The organism is Deltaproteobacteria bacterium (assembly GCA_016709225.1).
Taxonomy (GTDB): Bacteria; Myxococcota_A; Polyangia; order Nannocystales; family Nannocystaceae; genus Xiheibacterium; species Xiheibacterium phototrophicum.
The window spans coordinates 2,442,082-2,459,566 of sequence record JADJEE010000001.1; the positions used below are offsets into that span (position 1 = coordinate 2,442,082).

The following is a 17,485-nucleotide window of genomic DNA, read 5'->3' on the forward strand; positions in this document are numbered from 1 at the left end:
CGTCATGCTCCTCGCGGGATCGCGTCGGCGGGCACGAGCCCGAGTGCCTGGGCCCGCTCGCGACGCAGCTGGGAGAACGGCCGCGTCCAGCGCTCGTTACCGTCGATCGACCACGCCGCCACCGGGATCACTTGATCGGCCGCGAGCGCGCGGTGCAGCGCGAGCTCGTCGGCGGGCTCGCGGGAGAACGAGAACGGGTTGCGCGGCTGGTCGCGCTGCAGCGGTCGGTAGCGGACATCGCCGCCGCGGGCGAGCAGCGTGATCAGCTCGTCGCCGCGCACCCGCATGCTCTGCAGGAACGCGGGATCGAACGGGCCGATGCTGCCGCGCTCGGCCGGCGCCCGCGTGACCCACTTGGCCCAGTCGAAGCCGTAGAGGAAGTCGTGGGCGTAGCGGAACGACAGCGCGGTGCCGCGGCCGAACTGGTGCTGCAGCGCGGTGGCCTGCCCGAGCAGCGCCGCCGCGCACGCGACCGGCGCGACGTCGGCGACGCTGCGGCGCCACCACACCGCCAGCGGTCGATCGCAGTCCCACAGCAAGTTGCCGGGGAAGGCCTCGGCGATGGCTTCGCGCCACGCGATCGCACCGTCGGCGAAGGCCGCCATCAACGCCGGCGCCTCGGCCTCGCCGAACAATGCCTCGCAGATCTCGGCGGCGCCGTGCGCCCGCTCGCGATCGGGGGCCAGCGTGCGCAGCGGACCATGGCTGGCCGCGAGCGCATCGTCGTGGCGACGCAGCCGCGCCAGCGTGGCGATGCGGGCACTCACGATCGCCCCCACCACGTCGCCAGGCACAGCGTCGCGCCCAACACCAGCGTCCCCCACCAGATGCAGCGGTGCAGCGCCTGCTTGTAGCGCGCGATGCCGGCGGCGGTGTCGATGTCCGCGGCCCGGCTGGCCGCGGCGAGATCGCGATGCAGCCAGCTCATCAGCAGCACCGCGGGCGCGGTCGTCCACCACTGCGCGAGGTGGGGCGCGAGCTTGCCCATCGCCGCCCACACCAACATCGCGGCCACCACCAGGCCCTCGACCCCGAGCCGCACCTGCGCGGCGCCGAACATGGTCGCGAAGGTGCGCTTGCCCCCCAGTCGATCGCTGTGCTCGTCCGACAACCCACTGGCCAGCGCGCTCGCGAAGGCCAGCAGCGCGAACGCGGGCAGCCAGCCCAGCTGTGGCGGCGTCGCCCTGCCCGACTGCACGTAGGCGTTCCACCACGGCAGCGCGAAGCCGACCCCGACCAGCTCCAGCAGCTCGCCACCGCCACGATAGTTGAGCCGCAAGGGCGGCAGCGTGTAGGCCACGAACACCAGCATGCACAGCGCCGCGCCAACCAGCGCGCCCGGCCGCAGCGCGACCGACTCGGCGATGCTCGCGACCGCCAGCGCCATCGCGCCCGCGCCGGCGCCGAGCTGCCACACCGAGCGCGGGTGAAGGATGCGGTCGGGAATGGTCTTGGGCGAACACTCGTGCTCGAACAGTCGCCGCTTGAGCGCATCGACCTCGCGGTCGCCCCAGTCGTTGAGCAGCACCACGAACGCGAGGTCGAACAGCGTGAAGGCGAAACCAAGCACCGCGCCGCCGGGGTCGAACCGCCCGGCCGCCGCGATGCCCAGCACCTGTCCGAACGCCGCCGCGACCAGCAGCTTGGGCCAGCTCTTGGGCTTGAGCGCGTACACGCAGCGCGCCCAGGTGCCTGTGGGGATCTCGGACATGGGCCGCGCGGATGATAGCCCGCGACCGCAGGCTTGCCAGCGCCGCATCGACACCCCGCCGCCCGCCGTGGCAACGTGACCGCGCCATGGGAGCCTCGTCGCCGCTGCCTCGCCCCCCACGCCGCCCCCGACGCCCCCGACGCCCTCGGCTCCGCGGCGCCGCGATCGCACTCGCGCTCGCATGCGCGGTGCTCGGGTGCACGCCCACGCGCGCGCGCACGACGACGCCGCGCACCCCCGAGGCCACCGCCACGCCGCGCGAGCCCGCAGCGACCGCGCCCACGACGATCATCGAGCGCACGTGGATGCTGCGCGGCGCCAAGGTCATGACCGCGACCGGCATCGTCTACGACGCCGCCGACGTGCTGGTGCGCGGCGATCGCATCGTCGCGGTCGGCCCCGGGCTCGACGTGCCCGCCGGCACCGACGTGATCGATGCCCGCGGCCGCACCATCACGCCCGGCATCATCGACACCCACTCGCATCTCGGTGTCTACGCAGCGCCTTCGTTCGCCGCACACTCCGACGGCAACGAGATGGTCACGCCGGTCACACCGCAGGTGCGGGCCGAGGACGCCTACTGGCCGCAGGATCCCCAGATCGATCGCGCCCGCGCCGGCGGCGTGACGACCATGCAGATCCTGCCCGGCTCCGGCAACCTCATCGGCGGCCGCTCGGTCACGGTGAAGACTTACCCCGGCGCGCGCGGCATCGACGAAGCGCGCATGGCCGACGCGCCCGCGGGCCTCAAGATGGCGTGCGGCGAGAACCCCAAGCGCTACTACGCCGACAAGGGCGGACCGGCCACGCGCATGGGCAACGTCGCCGGCTACCGCACCGCGTTCCTCAAGGCGCGCGAGTACCAGCTCAGCTGGGATCGCTACCGCGAGAAGCTCGCGGCCCATCGCGCGCGCGCCGAGCAGCCGCCGCCGCGCAGCAGTGGCGACGCGGCCAAGCAGCCCCCCGACGCCGCCGGCGAGCCCAAGGACCCGCCCGATCCGCCCGCGCGCGACCTCGGCCTCGAGACCCTCGCGGGGGTGCTGCGCGGCGAGATCCTCGTGCACAACCACTGCTACCGCGCCGACGAGATGCTCGGGATGCTCGCGCTCGCCCGCGAGTTCGGCTTCACGATCCGCTCGTTCCACCACGCGGTCGAGGCCTACAAGATCGCCCCCGAGCTCGCCGCGGCCGGCACTGCCGCGAGCGTGTGGGCCGACTGGTGGGGCTTCAAGGCCGAGGCCTTCGACGGCATCCGCGAGAACGCGGCGATGATCGCCGCCGCTGGGGCCCGCGCGATCATCCACTCCGACAGCGGCGTGGGCATGCAGCACCTCAATCAAGAGGCGAGCAAGGCCCTGTGGGCCGGCCGTCGCGCCGGGCTCGACATCGCCGACGACGAGGCGCTGCGCTGGATCACCGCCAACCCGGCGTGGGCGCTCGGCATCGACGCCAAGGTCGGCACGCTCGCGAAGGACAAGCAGGCCGACCTCGTGGTGTGGGACGGCGATCCGTTCAGCGTCTACACCAAGGCCGTGCAGGTCTACATCGAGGGCGAGCTGGTGTTCGACCGCGAGCACCCGCTGCCCGGCGGTGGCACCGACTTCGAGCTGGGCTACGAGGCGACCGACGAGGTCCGTGGAGGTGGACGATGAGCCGTGCACGCAGCCGCACGACGATGATGATCCTCGGTGCGCTCGCGGTGTGGCTCGGCACCGCCGCGGCGATCGCCGCACCGCCGGCCTCGGCCCCGCGCGGCAGCACCGCGGCGGTGCGCCCCGCCACCGCGCCGCGCCCCGCCACCGCGCCGCGCCCCGCAACCGCGCCCACCAGCGTGCGTCGCAGCGATCGTCTCCCCTTCGATCGCGACGGCGCGCCCGTGTGGCTCACGGGCGCCGAACTGCGCAGCGACGGCCGCCGCACCGCCGATGCGGTCATCGAGCTCCGCGGCACCCGCATCGCCACCGTCGGTGGACCCGAGCTGCGCGCGAAGATCCCCGCGGGTGCGCGCACGATCGATCTCACCGGCAAGATCGTCACGCCGGGGATCGTCGCGGTCGACACCGGCATCGGCCTGGTCGAGATCGACGCCGAGGGCAGCACCCGCGACGACGCACCGAGCGTGCCCGATCCGGTGCGTGCGGCGTTCGACGCCAGCTCGGCGATCCACGACGACAGCGCGCTGCTCGACGTCAACGCCATCGAGGGCATCACCAGCGCCGCGGTCACGCCCCAGGGCGGGCTGGTCTCGGGCCAGGTCGCGTGGATCGATCTGGTGGGTGCGCCGTCGCTGGTGTCGCGGCCGCAGGTGGCCATGCGCGCCCACCTCGGACAGTCGGTCGCGGGCTCGCGCGCCGCCGCGCTGCTCGAGCTGCGCGAGCTGTTCGACGACGTCGCGTTCCACCGCCGCAACAAGGGCGCCTACGATCGCAATCAGTCGCGGCACCTCAGTGCGCACCGGCTCGACCTCGAAGCGTTGGTGCCGGTCATCGACGGGCGCATGCCGTTGGTGCTGTCGGCCGACGGCGTCGCCGATCTGCGGGCCGCGATCGCGCTGGCCAAGACCGGCCTGCGCGTGGTCGTGATCGGCGGCGCGCAGGCGTGGCGCCTCGCCGACGAGCTCGCGGCCGCGAAGATCACGGTGTTCGTGCAGCCGTCGAACAACCTGCCGGGTGGTCTCGACGATCTCGGCGCTCGCATCGACAACGCGGCCAAGCTCGCGACCGCCGGCGTCGAGGTCGGCCTGGCGGTGCTGGGCGACGCCCACAACGCGCGCAACGTGACGCAAGAGGCCGGACTCGCGGTGTCGTACGGGCTCGATCCCGACCGCGCGCTGGCGGCGATCACCTCGGTGCCCGCACGGGCGTACGGCATGGACGCGCACTACGGCAAGGTCGCGCCCGGGCAGGTCGCCAACCTCGTGGTGTGGGGCGGCGATCCGTTCGAGCTGTCGCAGCGCCCCGAGCAGGTGTGGATCCGCGGCAACGCGATCGCGATGCGCTCGCGCCAGAGTGCGCTGCGCGATCGCTACCTGCCGCGGGTGCGACGGTGAGCGCACTCGAGCCCAGCCGCGCCGAGCTGGAGGCGTGGCTGTCGTTGGTCGCGACCGCCGGCTTCGACGCGATCGAACGCGCCGGTGCGGCGCCGGCCCACGGCGCGATCGGGGCCCAGGGCCACGCGGTCGCCCAGGCCGTGAGCACGCCCTTCGCCGAGGCGCCCCACGAGGGCGGCATGGCGGCGCTCATCGACAAGGTGCTCGCGGCCAGCGAGGCCTCGCTCAACACCATCTCGCCCGGCTACCTCGCGTACGTGCCGGGCGGCGGCATCCCGACCGCGGCGCTCGCCGACCTGCTGGCGTGCCTGCTCAACCGCTTCACCGGCCTGACCGCGGCCGCCCCCGCGCTGTGCCGCCTCGAGGCCGACGTGCTGGCGTGGCTGGCCGCGCAGTTCGGGCTGCCGAGCACCGCGCGCGGGCTGCTGACCTCGGGCGGCTCGCTGGCGAACCTCGCCGCCATCGTCACCGCCCGCCACGCGGTGCTCGGCGACGACGGCCACCTCTACGACGCGATCGTCTACACCTCGGCGCAGGCCCACGCGAGCATCGAGAAGGCCGTGCGCGTGGCCGGCATCCCGGCCGCCAACGTGCGCCACGTGCCGTGCGACGCCCAGTTCCGCATGGACGCAGCCGCGCTGCTGCGCGCGATCGAGGCCGATCGCGCCGCGGGTCTGCGGCCGCTGTGCGTGGTCTCGACAGCCGGCACCACCAACACCGGCGCGATCGATCCACTGCTGGCGATCGCCGAGATCGCCGCGCAGCGCGGGCTGTGGCACCACGTCGACGGCGCCTACGGCGGTGCCTTCGTGTTGTGCGACGACGGCCGCGCGCGGCTGCGGGGCATCGAGCGCGCCGACTCGATCACCTTCGATCCGCACAAGGGCATGTTCCTGCCCTATGGCACCGGCGCGCTGCTCGTGCGCGACGGCGCCGCGCTGCGGGCGGCCCACCAGCTCCACGCGCCGTACCTGCAGGACTTCGACGCGCTCGATCGCGGCGGCGAGGCGCCGAGCCCGACCGACCATGGGCCCGAACTCAGCCGCGACTTCCGCGGGCTGCGGCTGTGGCTGCCGCTGCTGCTACACGGCGCGGCGGCCTTTCGCGACGCGCTGGCCGAGAAGCTACGGCTCGCCGACCGCCTGCACGCGGGCCTGCGCGCGGCCGCGGAGGCCGGCGCACCGATCGAGATCGTCGCGGCCCCCAGCTGTCGTGCGTGGCCTGGCGGGCCCGCCGGGCGCCGCAGGAATCGGCGCAGGCGCACGATGCTCGCAATGCCGCCTGGCTCGCGCGGATCAACGCGCGCGCGCGGGTCCACCTCTCCAGCACGGTGGTGCCGGGCCGCGACGGCGCCGACCCGGGCGAGCCCGCGGCGCCCCGCTTCACGCTGCGCGCGTGCGTGTTGAGCTTCCGCACCCACGGCGCGCACGTCGAGGCCGCCCTCGAGGACATCCTCGCGACCGCGCCGGCGTGACGGACGCGGGCCAAGTGCGCTATAGCTTGGGCGACCCCCATGAAGTCGCGACGCGATCCCCGAGCGCTCGAGCATGGTCCGGTGTTCTCGTGGCACCGCACCCACGATGGCTGGATCCACACCTCCGGCCACGCGGCGGTGGACGTCGACGACCTGGCGATCAAGCCCGGCAACTTCCTGCACGAGGCTCGCATGACGCTCGAGAATCTGCGCCGCACCATCGAGCGCGCGGGCTCGAGCATGGCGAAGGTCGTCAAGGTCACGGCGTACTTCACCGACCTCAACGACTTCCCGGCGTTCAATCAGATCTACGCCGAGTTCTTCCCCGGCGACGCGCCGCCGGCCCGCACCTGTGTCGAGGTGCGGCGGCTGCCGTACAACTTCAAGGTCGAGATCGAAGCGGTGGCGCACGTTTGAGGCGCGTGGCCGCGATGGCCGGCGTGCTGGCGGCCGCGATCCCCTGCGCCTGTGCGAGCGCGGCATCGACGGATCCGGTCGAGGCGCCCGGCCCCGCCGCGGCGGCGGATACCGAGACGGCGGACTTCGAGGCCGCACGCCGTCGCCACCCGACGGTGCTGCTGCGCCCCGCGCCCGCGCCCGAGCGTCGCACGCTGCCGGCCGCGCCCTCCGGCGCCGAGCGGGTGCGCTACCCGAGCGGCGCGCTCGAGCTGCAGGCCTACTTCGCGCGGCCAGCGGGTGCTGCAGGCCCGCGCCCCGCGGTGGTCTACCTGCACGGCGGCTTCTCGCTGGTGCCGTCGGACTTCGAACACGTGCGACCGCTGCTCGATGCCGGCATGGTCGTGATGACGCCGTCGCTGCGCGGCGAGAACGGCAACCCGGGCGAGCTCGAGCTGCTGTGGGGTGAGCTCGACGACGCGGTCGCGGCGATCGAGTGGGTCGCGCGGCAGCCCGGGGTCGATCCGCGGCGCATCCACGTGGTCGGCCACAGCATCGGCGGCGGCCTGGCGGCGCTGGTGAGCCTGCGCGCCGACGCCGACGTCGCGAGCACCACCAGCATCGCGGGTCTGTACACGCCGGCGACCTTCGTCCGCTGGGCCGCGCGCGACGACGACCGCCAGCTGGTGCGCTTCGATCCCGCGGTGCCGAGCGAGGGCGAGCTGCGGGTGCTGGGCCCGCAGCTGTCGCGGATGGTGCACCCGCATGTCGCGTACATCGGCCGCGACGACGCGCCGTTCCTGGACAACGCCCACGCGCTCGCGGCCGCGGCCGCGCGCGTGCACGCACCGCTCGAGATCCGCGAGGTCGACGGCGATCACGGGGGCTGCGTGGCGCCCGCGCTCGCGGATTTCCTACGCCGACACGCCGGCGAGGTGACGTCGTGAAGGTGGCGCATCGCCTCGCGCTCGCGCTCGTGCTCGCCAGCGGCTGCGCGCACGGCCGCGACGCCGCGCTCGCGCGGATCGTCGCGGCCCCGTACACGCCGCAATCGATCGGCCCCGACACCCGCGTGATGCTGGTCGCCGGCGGCGACGACGTCGCCAACTTCGCCGAGGAGGTGGTGCGCCAGCGCAAGCTGTGGCGCGGCGCCGGCCTGTCGGAGAATGCGATCGCGTGCTACTGGGCCAAGCCGAAAGGCCGCGCGCTGCGACGCGATCGTCGACAGTACCGTCGGCTCGCGCCGGCGCTGGCGGGCTGCGGTGAGGCCAGCCCCGCGGTCGTGCTGGCCGACCTCGCCGAGCTGGCCCAGGCGGCGCCGCCGTGGCTGTACCTCTACGTGAGCGGCCACGGCGTGCCGAGCCTCGACGAGGCACCGGGCACGTGGACGCTGCCGCCCGAGGAGCGCGCGTGGCTGCGGCAGCCCGCGCTCGCCCTCGATGGCGACCCTGCGCTGCGCGTGCAGGAGACCGCCGCGCTGCTCGACGCGCGTCGCTCGGGCACGCCCGACGCGGCGCTGCTCTTCAGCCCCGCGACCTTGCGCGCTGCGCTGGCGCGCCTGCCCGACGCGACCGAGAAGCTGGTGGTGCTGCAGGGCTGCTTCTCCGGTGGCTTCGTGGTCGGCCCCGACGCGATCACCCACGCGCACCGCGTCACCGCGCTGACCGCCGCGGCCGCCGATCGCCCCAGCTTCGGCTGCGGCTCGGGCAACCGCACCACCTTCTGGGGCGGCGCGCTGCAGCACGAGCTCGAGCATCGCGTCCGCTTCGGGGACACCCCGCCCGCGCTCGAGTGGCACGCGGTGCACGAGGACGTCGCGAAGCGCGTGACCCGACTCGAGCGCGCACTGGGACAGCAGCCCAGTCGACCGCAGTTCCGTCGCTCGCGCTGATCGCCGCCACCGCCGGCACGCGCGACCTCGACGCGCAGCCGCGAGCCGCGGCGTCAGGGATCGATGCGCATGTGCGCCTCGAGGTGCACGTGGTCGCCGTGATCGTCGGGGTCGTTGGCCGGCGTCAGCGGGGTCCGAAACGCGTCGGCCCCCTCGAACACCGCGACCACGAGCGGCAGCAGCGGCTCGTCGGCCCAGTCGCGCTCGACCTGCAGCACGCGCCCGTCGTCGAGCCGCACCTCGAACACGTCGATCGCCAGGCCCAGGGCGTGACGACTGAGGATGTTGGTGGTGCGTCCGTGCTTGCGGACGCGGCGGTACTCGTGCAGCGTGCGAAACCCGAGCGCGGCGACGCCGAGCTGCGCGAGCGCGGGCGCGACGTCGCGCAGCGCGGCCGCGAGGTGGCAATCCATCGGGTAGCTGCCCTTGCCCTTGAGCGGCACCAGGCTCAGCTCCCCGAGCGCGAGCGCGGGGATCGTGACCGGCGTGGTGATCGCCTTCACCGGCTCGGCGCGGTGGTAGTCCTGCGACGCATCGTCGAGCCGTCGCAGGCAGCGCTCGCCGGCGGACTTCATCGCCTTCGACGGCGGCCACGTCCACCCCACGGGCATGTTCGGACGCTTGACCGGCGCGGCCGCGAGCCACACAAGCAGCCATGTCGTGAGCAGATTCGTCATGACGTCGGCGCGCGCGCGCGACCACGAGTGTAGCACCGCGCGGACGAGCGCACGTCGACGCACTCGTGCACCGCCGGCGAGGATCAACGAGGAAGCCGATGCACGCCCATGTTACGGTGGACACCACGATGGACACCTCGGGTGCGAGCGCTGGCCGCGACGCGGCGAGTGACCCCGATCAGACCCGCGTGGGTTCGTCGACGCCCGCAGCGCGCGGGTCCGACGTGCCGCCACGCTTGCCGCGCTATGGCTTGATCCGAAAGCTCGGCGAAGGCGCGATGGGCCAGGTCTGGCTGGCCCACGATCCCCAGCTGGCGCGCGAGGTGGCGATCAAGCTCGTGCGCGCGGACTCGGGCCCGAGCGGTCGCATGGCCCTGCAACGGCTCGCCCAAGAGGCGCGTGCGCTCGCGCGACTGTCCGACCCCCACGTGGTCACGGTGTTCGACGTCGGCAGCTACGCGATCGACGACGATCCCGACGCGGGCGTGTTCATCGTGATGGAGCTGATCGTCGGCGTCACGCTCGCGCAGTGGCTCACGCGCCGGCGCACGACCGCGGCGATCCTCGAGGTCTTCGACCAGGCCGCGCAGGGGCTCGCCGCCGCACACGAAGCCGGCATGGTCCACCGCGACTTCAAGCCGGCCAATGTGTTCGTGGGCGACGACGGTCGCGTGCGGGTGGGCGACTTCGGGCTCGCCCGCCGCGGCGGCGAGGACCCGGGGGCACCGCGACGCGCCCCCGCGACGGCGATCGGCCATGAGCTGGTCGAGACCCTCGCGACCGGCATCACCGAGGACGGCACCGTGGTCGGCACGCCGCTGTACATGCCGCCCGAACAGCATCGCGGGGCGACGCTCGACGCCCGCAGCGATCAGTACGCGTTCTGCGTGGCGCTGTACGAGGCGCTGACGGGCACGCGTCCGTTCGCGGGCTCGATGCAGACGCTGTTCGAAGCCAAGCAGGCGCAGCAGCCCGCGCGCGCCCGCGCCGGGCGTGAGCTGCCGCGGCGACTGCACCACGCGCTGATGCGCGGCCTGTCACCGGCGCCCGAGGATCGCTGGCCATCGATGCGCGCGTTGATGGCCGAGCTCGCGCCACCCCGACGCGCGCGCCTGCGCTGGCCCGCGGCCGCGACGGTCGCCGGCGTGCTCGCCGTGGTGACCATGCCGACGCGCGACCGCGAGGCGCCGTGTGCCGGACGCGATCGCCTCGACGCCGCGTGGACGCCGGCGGCCCGCGAGCGCCTGCAGCGATTCGTCTCGTCGGTCGACGACGCAGCGCGGGCCGGACACGTGGTTGCGCAGCTCGACGCCCATGTCGCCGAGCTCCGCGCCGCGATCGCCGGGGCCTGCCGCTCCGGTTCCGCGGGCGACGATGTGTGCCTGCACGACGCGACCACCGAGGTCGGCGCCACGATCGAGGCGCTGTCGCAGGAGGAGCGAGCCGCCCACGCGGCGCTCGCGACCATCGCGGGCTTGACCACGCCCTCGAGCTGCGCCGAGCGCCCAGACGCGGCGGGCGTCGACGACCCCGCCGTGCTCGCGCTGCGCGACCGCGCGACCACGGCCCGCGCGCTGTGGAACGCGAACCTGCTGGACCCGGGCCTTCGGCTCGCCCTCGACGCGCGCGACGAGGCCGTCGCCACCCCCGCGGCATCGGCCCTGCTGCCGGCGCTGCAGTACCAGATCGGCGGCATGCAGCAGAACCTCGGCCAGGTCGGCCTCGCGGAACAGACCTTCGAGGACGCCTACCACCGCGCGATCGCCCTCGACGTGCACCGCACCGCAGCAGAGGCCGCCGTCGAGCTCGCCACGCTGGCGTCCGAGAGCGGCGACGTGGAGCGTGCGACGCTGTGGCGGCGCCACTTTGATGCCAGCGCAGCGCGGGCCGAGTTCACCACGTGCGAGGCCGTCCACCTCGGCATGCAGCGGGCGACCTCGGAGATCGTCGAGCGCGACATCGAGGGCATCGAGGCCCAGCTTCAGAAGCTGTCGGACGACTGCGAGCGCAACCACTGCGGCGAGCGCTGCCTCGTGATCGCGGCCAACCACGCGGTCGTGCTGCGCGAGATCGGACGCGCCGAGGACGCGGTCGCCGCGTTCCGTGAGGTCGTCCGACGCGCGCTCGAGCTGCGCGGGCCCGATGCGTTGCCGACCGCGATCGCGCGCATCGACCTGGCCGAAGCGCTCACGCACACCGGCGAGCTCGACGAGACCCTCGAGCAGCTCGATCTCGCGGAGGCTGGCGCGGCGCTGCGTGGCGCCCCCACCCACCCACGACGCGCGTCCGTCGAGAAGCTGCGCTCGCGGGTGCTACGGGAGCGGGGCGACATCGACGCCGCGCTCGCAGCCGCCCGCCGGGCGGTCGAGATTGCCGCCCACTCGTTCGACCCCACCCACCCGCAGATGCTCATGCTGCAGGCGACCTACGCCAACCTCCTCGGCGATGCGGGTGACAACCCCGGCGCCATCGTGGTGTACGACGGCATCCTGGCCGCCACCGCGGACTCGGACATCACCCACGCGCTCACGCAGGTCTCGCGTGGCTACACGCGCATGGAGCTCGGCGACATCGCCGGTGCGGTCGCCGACGCCCTCGAGGCGCGGGCGCTGTTGCTGCGGCACGCGCCCTACGACGCCCGCGATCTCGCATTGACGTTCTCCAACGAGGCGGCGGCGTGGGCCCGCGCGGGTGCATGCGAGCGTGCCCACGCGGCGGTCGCCGCGGGTCTGCGATGGGCCACCGAGGGTGGCCACGATCGCGAGATCGAGATCCTGAACGGCGAACGCGAGCTGCACGCGAGCGACTGCCCCCTGGCGCCGTGAGGCGCTCGGCGCCGACCCTACTCGCGCGTGAGGTACGGGTAGCTCTGCAGCAGCCCCAGCGCCCACGACTCGCCCAGCGTGGTCTCGGCCACGCGGTGACGGTTGCGGACCTCGTGCAGCATGCTCTCGACGTCGAAGCCCATCGCGGCCAGCGCGTCTTCGTTGGTCGCGCCGATCTTCACGTCGAGGAAGACGTTGTTGTAGGGGATGCGCTCGACCCCCGGCAGCGCCGGCGGATCGATCGAGCTGCGCACGACGATCTCGTGCGTGCGCGAGAACAGGTTGTGATCGTTGGCGAGGCTGTCCTGGTAGGCCCCGGTCATGAAGAAGCCCAGGTAGTAGCGCTCGGCCTTGTCGCTGGGCTCGTGCAACGGCAAGAACCGCAGGTTCTCGTCGGGATGCGCGAAGGTGTTCACGCAGCCGTCGCTGTCACAGGTGATGTCGACGATCTGCGTCATCAGGGTCGGACGCTCGCCGTGGCGCGACAGCGGCGCGGCCGGGAACACGTGATCGATGCTCCACGCGTCGGGCAGCGACTGGAAGATCGAGAAGTTCGCCAGGTACTTGTGCTGCGCGGTCGAGATGTACTCGGTGATCTCCTCGGACGGCCGCGACAGCGACTCGAGGATCTTGGTGGTCTTGATGCGCACGCGCTGGAACAGGCCCTCGGCGCTGGCGCGGTCCTCGATGGTCAGGTAGCCGGTCGAGAACAGCTCGAGCGCCTCGTCGCGGAGATCGATCGCGTCGTGGAAGTACTCCTCGTAGTTCTTCGCCGTGATGTGCTCGAGGGTGTCGCGCAGGGCGTCGATCAGGCGGTGCTCGTCCTCGTGCTTGTCGGGGATCTGCAGCAGCTCGCCCTGGACCTCGCGCAGGTCGGTGATGCACAGCGCGTGGTTGGCGACCAGCGCACGGCCGCTCTCGGTGACGATGGTCGGTGGCTTGGCCTCGGTCTCCTCGATCACCGCCGAGACCTCGAACACCACCTGGCTGGCGTACTCCTCGATGGTGTAGTTGGCCGACGATGGGTACGAGGTGCGGCTGCCGTCGTAGTCGACGCCGAGACCACCGCCCAGGTCGAGGTAGCGCAGCTGCGGCGCGTAGGCCTGCAGCGCGGAGTACAGCCGCGCGCCCTCGCGGACGGCCTGCTTGATGCGCTTGATGCGGGTGATCTGCGAGCCGATGTGGAAGTGCAGCAGCACCAGGTGGTGCACCAGGTCGCACTCCTTCAGGCGCCGCACGACCTCGAGGATCTCGTTGGTGGTGAGGCCGAACTTCGAGGTCTCGCCGCCCGAGCCCTGCCAGCGGCCGCTGCCCTTGGTGTAGAGCTTGGCGCGCACGCCCAGATCGGGCCGCGTGCGCCAGTTGTGCTCGCGGCCGACCTCGCCGAAGCGCACGACCTCGCGGATGGATTCGATGATGACGACCACGTGATGGCCCAGCTCGGCCGCGTGGTAGGCCATGCGCATGAACTCGCGGTCCTTGAAGCCGTTGATGAGCAGCGGCGCGGTCGGATGGGGCTCGCGCGCCATCGCCATCAGCAGCTCGGGCTTGCTGCCGGCCTCGAGCCCGTAGCCGAGCTCCTTCGGGGCCGACAGCACCGCCTCGATGACCGCGCGGCGCTGGTTGACCTTGACCGGGAACACGCCGGTGTAGTCGCCGACGAACGCGTTCTCCTTGATCGACGCGTCGAAGGCCTTCTTCAGGCGCTCCATCTGGCCGTGGATCATGCTCGGGAAGCGCACCACGAACGGCGTCCGGATGCCGCGCTTCTCGAGGAACATCGCCATCTCGTGGAGGTCGACCGGCGGCAGGCTCGGCGCCTTGTAGAGCAGGTGCCCCGCGTCGTTGACCCCGACGTTCTCCGCGCCCCAGCGGTCGACGCCGTAGCGCTTGAGCGAGTTCTCCATCGCGTACGTGACCGAGGGCGTGTCCACGGCAGCTAGGTACCCCCCGCGGGCGTCGCGACGCAAGCCCGAAACGAAGGCGGCGCAGGCCGCGGGCGCACGGCCCCAATGCGGGACCGTCGGTTGGCACCGCGATTGCTCGATGCCGATGTGACGTGCTCGCCACACTCACCGCCCTGCTCGTCGCGATCGGCCCCGCAGCGCCGGCCACCGCCGCGCCCGCCCTCGATCCCCACGAACGCATCGCGCCGGTGGAGCCCCGCACTGCGCCACCGCTCCAGATCCTCCGCCGCGGCAAGCTGCACACGATCGCGGTGTTCGATGACGCTGGGCGTCTGCGCCATGACGCCCTCGCCGAGCTGCGCGCGCTGATGACCGACCCCCGCAGCGGCGTCGACCACCCGACCCACTGGCGGCTGGCGACGCTGCTGGTGGCCGTGCAAGCCCACTGGCCCGAGTCGACCATCGAGATCGTGTCGGGCTATCGCCACGTCAGCCGTCACACCGCGCGCAGCAACCACACCCGCGGGCGCGCGGCCGACATCCGCGTGTCGGGGGTCGGCAAGCGGCGGCTGTTCGAGGTCCTGCGGGGCTCGTTCGCCGAGGTCGGCGTCGGCTACTACCCCAACGGCACCTTCGTGCACCTCGACGTTCGCGATCGCGCGACCCTGTGGGTCGACTACTCGGGCGCCGACCAGGTGCCGTGCTACAGCCGCACGCCGCAGGCGGACCTCGACGACGGCACCGCCGAGCGCACCAGCTACGAGGCCGCGGTCGCGCGGGGCTGCCGACTCGCCGGCGGCGAGGGCTGACGCCGCCGCCCGTGCGTGAGCTGCAGTACGTCGCGCGTGGGACCAGGGCTTGGCCGGCGCGTCGACGCACGCCGTCGCTTTCGCCGAATGGTCGCAAGGTGGCGGCCCGATCCCCTACGATCGAGGGGCGCGCGTGGACTGCCGCGCGCAACGCCCCCATGCGCTCGCCTTGCCCGTCATTCCTCTTCGCGCTCGCCCTCGGGGCGGTGCTGCTGCCCACCGCCGCGTCGGCGACCAGCTCCGGCTCCTCGGGCGGCTCGAGCTCCGGCGGTGCGAGCAACGGCTCGACCGGTGGGAGCGAGACCGCCGGCGCGTCGTCCTCGGGCAGCGCGAGCGACAGCGGCAGCTCGACCGGCAGTGACGGCACGAGCGGCGGCTCGACCGACACCGGCAGCACCGGCGGCCAGGCGGGCACGAGCACCGGCGCGCAGGACAGCGGCGGCCCCGACGACGGCGCCTGTGGCTGCCCCACCGGCGACGACGCGGTCACGTTCGCATCGCCGGCCGACGGCGCCGAGCTGGCCGCACCGTTCGAGGTCGTGGTCGAGGCGGTGCCGCGCTGCAGCTGCGACGATTGCAGCTGCGCCGCGCAGGACGTGATGTTCGTGCAGCTGTTCGTCGACACCGTCGCGTGGGGCGAGGTCTGCACCGCATCGCTGTGCACGTGGGAGGTCACCGGCACCGAGGGCAACCACGGGCTGCGGGCGTTCGCGATCTATCCCGACGGCGACGCCGGCAAGAACCTCGACGTGCGCATCACCAGCGTCGCGATGGGCACCGGCGACGACGGCCTCGCGACCACCGTCACGACCACCGCGGCGGCCGATGGCAGCACCGGCAGCGCAGGTGCGACCGGCGAGACGCCGCGTGGATGCGGCTGCACCGCGAGCCCGCGCCCCGAGCACGGCGCACTCGCGCTGCTGTGGGCCGTGCTGTTGCGTCGACGTCGACGACGCGACTAGCCGCCACGCCGCGCACGCCCGCGGTGCTATGCTCGCGCCCCCCGAGCCGCGGTCGCGTCACGCGACCACAGGCCGCGAGGGCACGAGCACGAGCAGCATCCCATGGCGTCGTATCAGTACATCTACACGATGAAAGACCTCGGCAAGGCCTACCCCGGCGGCAAGGAGGTCTTGAAGGGCATCTACCTGCAGTTCTTCCCGGGCGCGAAGATCGGCGTGCTGGGTGGCAACGGCGCCGGCAAGTCGACGCTGATGCGCATCATGGCCGGCGTCGACAAGGAGTTCCGCGGCGAGGCGTGGGCCGCCGAGGGCGCGAGCGTGGGCTACCTGCAGCAGGAGCCGCAGCTCGACCCCGCCAAGGACGTCAAGGGCAACATCATGGAGGCCGTCGGCGAGATGGTGCGCACCCTGGCGCGCTTCGAAGAGGTCAGCATGAAGCTCGGCGAGTCGATGAGCGACGCCGAGATGAACAAGCTGCTCGAGGAGCAGGGCAAGCTGCAGGACAAGATCGACGCCGGCAACGGCTGGGAGCTCGACCGCACCATCGAGATCGCGATGGATGCCCTGCGCACGCCGCCCGGCGACGCCGACGTCACCAAGCTCTCCGGTGGTGAGCGCCGCCGCGTCGCACTGTGCCGCCTGCTGCTGGCGCGCCCCGACATGCTGCTGCTCGACGAGCCCACCAACCACCTCGACGCCGAGAGCGTGGCGTGGCTCGAGCGCCACCTGCACGACTACCCCGGCACCATCGTGGCCATCACCCACGACCGCTACTTCCTCGACAACGTCGCCGAGTGGATCCTCGAGCTCGATCGCGGCAAGGGCATCCCGTGGAAGGGCAACTACTCCAGCTGGCTCGATCAGAAGCGCAAGCGCATGGAGCAGGAGGAGAAGGCCTCGGCCGCCCGCCAGCGCACGCTCGCCCGCGAGCTCGAGTGGATCAACATGAGCCCACGCGCGCGCCAGGCCAAGAGCAAGGCCCGCATCGCGGCCTACGACGACCTGCTGAAGGAGGAGCAGGAGCGCAAGGTCGACACCACCGACATCAAGATCCCGTTCTCGCGACGGCTCGGCAACAAGGTGGTCGAGGTCAAGGGCGTCAAGAAGGCCTTCGGCGACAACCTGCTGTTCGAGGACATGAGCTTCACGCTGCCGCCCGGCGGCATCGTCGGCGTCATCGGCCCCAACGGCGCCGGCAAGACCACGCTGTTTCGCATGATCGTCGGGCAGGAGCAGCCCGACGCCGGCACCGTGGTCATCGGCGACACCGTCGACATCGCCTACGTCGATCAGAGCCGCGACTCGCTCGACGCCAAGAAGACCATCTACGAGGAGATCTCGGAGGGCCAGGAGACCTTCCCGCTCGGCGGCGTCGAGATGAACGCGCGCGCCTACGTCGGCAAGTTCAACTTCACGGGCGCCGATCAGCAGAAGCTGGTCGGCGAGCTCTCGGGCGGCGAGCGCAACCGCGTGCACCTGGCCAAGCTCATCAAGAAGGGCGGCAACCTGCTGCTGCTCGACGAGCCCACCAACGACCTCGACGTCGACACGCTGCGCCACCTCGAAGAGGCACTGGCGTCGTTCCCGGGCTGTGCCGTCATCATCAGCCACGATCGCTGGTTCCTCGATCGCGTGGCCACGCACATCTTGGCCTTCGAGGGCGACAGCCAGGTGACGTGGTTCGAGGGCAACTTCGCGGACTACGAGGCCGACCGCAAGGCGCGACTCGGCGAGGACGCACTGGTGCCCAAGCGCATCAAGTACCGCAAGCTGACCCGCTAGCC

The 17,485-nt window shown here is 72.6% G+C and carries 14 protein-coding genes; 10 read left to right on the top strand and 4 right to left on the bottom strand.

Annotation, left to right across the window (positions count from 1 at the left end):
• Nucleotides 1–2: 2 nt before the first annotated feature.
• Nucleotides 3–767, bottom strand: a complete 765-nt coding sequence (locus IPH07_09885; protein ID MBK6917698.1) for a ferrochelatase — start codon at nt 765–767, stop codon at nt 3–5.
• Nucleotides 764–1,711: a prenyltransferase gene (locus IPH07_09890; protein MBK6917699.1), complete on the bottom strand. Its 948-nt coding sequence runs from the start codon at nt 1,709–1,711 to the stop codon at nt 764–766. The genes IPH07_09885 and IPH07_09890 overlap by 4 nt, the downstream gene beginning before the upstream one ends.
• 86 nt (nt 1,712–1,797) lie before the next feature.
• Between IPH07_09890 and IPH07_09895 the strand changes: the two genes are divergently transcribed.
• The 6 genes from IPH07_09895 to IPH07_09920 all read left to right on the top strand — a co-directional run bounded on the left by IPH07_09895 (nt 1,798) and on the right by IPH07_09920 (nt 8,521).
• Complete coding sequence (locus IPH07_09895; GenBank protein ID MBK6917700.1) at nt 1,798–3,363, top strand: amidohydrolase; 1,566 nt, start codon at nt 1,798–1,800, stop codon at nt 3,361–3,363.
• Nucleotides 3,360–4,760, top strand: coding sequence for an amidohydrolase family protein (locus tag IPH07_09900; GenBank protein MBK6917701.1), 1,401 nt, complete (start codon nt 3,360–3,362; stop codon nt 4,758–4,760). The genes IPH07_09895 and IPH07_09900 overlap by 4 nt, the downstream gene beginning before the upstream one ends.
• Nucleotides 4,757–6,166 carry an aminotransferase class V-fold PLP-dependent enzyme gene (locus IPH07_09905; GenBank protein MBK6917702.1) on the top strand — a complete coding sequence of 470 codons (1,410 nt, stop codon included), beginning with the start codon at nt 4,757–4,759 and terminating at the stop codon, nt 6,164–6,166. The genes IPH07_09900 and IPH07_09905 overlap by 4 nt, the downstream gene beginning before the upstream one ends.
• Before the next feature lie 107 nt (nt 6,167–6,273).
• Nucleotides 6,274–6,651, top strand: a complete 378-nt coding sequence (locus tag IPH07_09910) for a RidA family protein (protein ID MBK6917703.1) — start codon at nt 6,274–6,276, stop codon at nt 6,649–6,651.
• Between the two features lie 5 nt (nt 6,652–6,656).
• On the top strand, nt 6,657–7,577 hold the full coding sequence (locus tag IPH07_09915; GenBank protein ID MBK6917704.1) for an alpha/beta fold hydrolase: 921 nt from the start codon (nt 6,657–6,659) through the stop codon (nt 7,575–7,577).
• On the top strand, nt 7,574–8,521 hold the full coding sequence (locus tag IPH07_09920) for a hypothetical protein (protein ID MBK6917705.1): 948 nt from the start codon (nt 7,574–7,576) through the stop codon (nt 8,519–8,521). The genes IPH07_09915 and IPH07_09920 overlap by 4 nt, the downstream gene beginning before the upstream one ends.
• A 53-nt stretch (nt 8,522–8,574) precedes the next feature.
• On the opposite strand, the gene IPH07_09925 is transcribed toward IPH07_09920, so the two are convergent.
• A complete protein-coding gene (locus tag IPH07_09925; GenBank protein ID MBK6917706.1) occupies nt 8,575–9,198 on the bottom strand; it encodes an extensin family protein in 624 nt (207 codons plus the stop codon).
• Nucleotides 9,199–9,263: 65 nt separating this feature from the next.
• Here IPH07_09925 and IPH07_09930 point away from each other — a divergent pair, with 65 nt between their 5' ends.
• Complete coding sequence (locus tag IPH07_09930) at nt 9,264–12,023, top strand: serine/threonine protein kinase (protein MBK6917707.1); 2,760 nt, start codon at nt 9,264–9,266, stop codon at nt 12,021–12,023.
• A 17-nt stretch (nt 12,024–12,040) separates the two neighbouring features.
• Here IPH07_09930 and speA read toward each other — a convergent pair whose 3' ends face one another.
• On the bottom strand, nt 12,041–13,957 hold the full coding sequence (gene speA, locus IPH07_09935; protein ID MBK6917708.1) for a biosynthetic arginine decarboxylase: 1,917 nt from the start codon (nt 13,955–13,957) through the stop codon (nt 12,041–12,043).
• Between the two features lie 125 nt (nt 13,958–14,082).
• On the opposite strand from speA, the gene IPH07_09940 reads away from it, so the two are divergent.
• The 3 genes from IPH07_09940 to ettA all read left to right on the top strand — a co-directional run bounded on the left by IPH07_09940 (nt 14,083) and on the right by ettA (nt 17,483).
• Nucleotides 14,083–14,739 (top strand): DUF882 domain-containing protein, encoded by a 657-nt coding sequence (locus IPH07_09940; protein ID MBK6917709.1) that lies wholly within the window; start codon nt 14,083–14,085, stop codon nt 14,737–14,739.
• Nucleotides 14,740–14,897: 158 nt separating this feature from the next.
• The gene (locus IPH07_09945) at nt 14,898–15,701 is read left to right on the top strand and encodes a hypothetical protein (protein ID MBK6917710.1); all 804 of its coding nucleotides are present in this window, start codon (nt 14,898–14,900) and stop codon (nt 15,699–15,701) included.
• A 102-nt stretch (nt 15,702–15,803) separates the two neighbouring features.
• Nucleotides 15,804–17,483, top strand: a complete 1,680-nt coding sequence (gene ettA, locus IPH07_09950; GenBank protein MBK6917711.1) for an energy-dependent translational throttle protein EttA — start codon at nt 15,804–15,806, stop codon at nt 17,481–17,483.
• Nucleotides 17,484–17,485: the final 2 nt, after the last annotated feature.

Coding starts and splice junctions, on each gene's coding strand:
- IPH07_09890 (MBK6917699.1), bottom strand. CDS start 1,711: ATGTCCGAGATCCCCACAGGCACCTGGGCGCGCTGCGTGTACGCGCTC.
- IPH07_09895 (MBK6917700.1), top strand. CDS start 1,798: ATGGGAGCCTCGTCGCCGCTGCCTCGCCCCCCACGCCGCCCCCGACGC.
- IPH07_09900 (MBK6917701.1), top strand. CDS start 3,360: ATGAGCCGTGCACGCAGCCGCACGACGATGATGATCCTCGGTGCGCTC.
- IPH07_09910 (MBK6917703.1), top strand. CDS start 6,274: ATGAAGTCGCGACGCGATCCCCGAGCGCTCGAGCATGGTCCGGTGTTC.
- IPH07_09925 (MBK6917706.1), bottom strand. CDS start 9,198: ATGACGAATCTGCTCACGACATGGCTGCTTGTGTGGCTCGCGGCCGCG.
- IPH07_09945 (MBK6917710.1), top strand. CDS start 14,898: ATGCGCTCGCCTTGCCCGTCATTCCTCTTCGCGCTCGCCCTCGGGGCG.
- ettA (MBK6917711.1), top strand. CDS start 15,804: ATGGCGTCGTATCAGTACATCTACACGATGAAAGACCTCGGCAAGGCC.